Source organism: Spirulina sp. 06S082 (assembly GCF_034932145.1).
In the GTDB taxonomy this organism is placed as follows: domain Bacteria; phylum Cyanobacteriota; class Cyanobacteriia; order Cyanobacteriales; family Spirulinaceae; genus CCY15215.
This window is the reverse complement of the sequence record NZ_JAYGHV010000098.1, coordinates 1-1775: the sequence shown is the minus strand read 5'-3', so window position 1 is coordinate 1775 and position 1775 is coordinate 1. Positions and strand designations below refer to the sequence as shown.

2 protein-coding genes are annotated in these 1775 nt (G+C 42.3%); both read right to left on the bottom strand.

The genetic code is table 11. The annotated features are described in order from the left end of the window. On the bottom strand, nucleotides 1-865 hold an 865-nt coding region (locus VB714_RS07265; protein ID WP_323222591.1), incomplete at its 3' end, for a hybrid sensor histidine kinase/response regulator. Between the two features lie 4 nt (nucleotides 866-869). Next, nucleotides 870-1775: response regulator (locus VB714_RS07260; protein ID WP_323222589.1), on the bottom strand; the 906-nt coding region annotated here is incomplete at its 5' end.

Genomic DNA, 1775 nt, shown 5'->3' with positions numbered 1-1775 from the left:
TAAATTTAATCGCATTATTGAGGAGATTAATTAAACAACTGCGAAGTTTCTTTTCGTCAGTCCTAATATACGGAGGAACATTTGGGGCGATCGCAAAGTTGAGGCGAATGCCTTTGCGTTCTGCTGCCAGTAAAAACATCGCTTCTAAATTATCCAGTAATTGATAGAGATCGAAGTCATTTTCCTCAAAAATAATCACCCCAGATTCTATTTTTGATAAATCCAAAATATCGTTAATTAATTCTAACAAATGTTCTCCACTCTGATTAATAATAGTTAAGTTTTCTCTTTGTTCATCTGCGATCGCACTATCTCGGTTCATAACTTGCGTAAAGCCTAAAATAACATTGAGAGGAGTGCGAAGTTCGTGGCTCATATTGGTCAAAAATTCACTTTTGGCACGTAGGGCGTGTTCTGCGGCAAGTTCGGCTTTTTTCCGTTCTCCAATTTCTTGTTGGAGTTGTTGATTTTGTTGTTGTAATTCCTGCTGTAAATTTCGGATAGTGAGTTGATTTTCAACCCTCGCTAAAACTTCGGGAATTTGAAAAGGTTTAGTAATATAATCAACTCCACCCACTTGAAAGGCACGAACTTTATCTAAGGTCGCATCTAAAGCACTAATAAAAATAACAGGAATTTCTGCGGTTATCTCATTCACTTTCAATTTTTCGCACACCTCATAACCGTCCATATCGGGCATTTTAATATCCAATAAAATCAGATCGATTGCGCCTAATTTTGCAACTTTAAGTGCCATAAAACCGTTGACAACACCGCGTACTTTATATCCTTCTCGATATAAAGTAGCCGATAAAACTTGTAGATTTTCGGGGGTATCGTCAACGATGAGAATATTGCCTTTCATTTACCTAAAATTCAATAGCATCAAGAAGTTCGATAATGCGATCGCAACGAAAATGTTGAGCCAGTTCGGCCAGACTCTCACCGATCGTAGTATGAGTCTCGGGAAGTTTAGCAATGAGGAGAAAAATCTCTTCATCATCGGCAACTTCCGCAGCCCGGTACAATTGCTGCAACCATTCCGAGGGCAGGGAAACTAACTTATCTGGCGTTAGAGAAAAATTCTTTTGTTTTTTGACCGATTTTGGGGGAGAGATATTCAAGGGTTTTTCATAAAGATAACGCACTCCCAAGTGAGTTGCCATTTTCGCAAATAGTTCTTCTGTTTTAAAGGGTTTACAAATAAAATCATTGCATCCGGCGGCAAGGGTGACGGCGCGATCGCGATCGAAGGCGCTGGCGGTTAGAGCAATAATGGCGGTCGCTTGGCCTTCCAGATAGGATTTAATCTGCTGGGTTGCTTCATAACCGTCCATGACCGGCATTCGCATATCCATAAAAATGAGATGGGGCTTCCATGCTTGCCATTGGGCGATCGCTTCGACCCCATTAATCGCCTCTCGCAGTTCAAATCCTAAAGGCGCAAGAAGATTCAGGAGAAGTTGACGGCTTTCCCAGCGATCGTCGGTAATGAGAATGCGATAAACAGGCTGATCCGGTGCTAATCCAATAATCCGGCGATCGCGGCGATCGTTTTGCATAGAAACAGGATCGACAATCTCGATCTTAATATTGAAGAAAAAAGTGCTACCTTCTCCCAGGGTACTTCGCACATCGATCTCCCCTCCCATAAGTTTGACAAATTGACGGCTGAGGGGCAAGCCTAGTCCTGTTCCTTCTTGAGATTGTCTACCCGCTTCGGTTTGAACGAAGGGTTCAAACAGTAACTGCATCTCCTCGGGGGCAATTCCCCT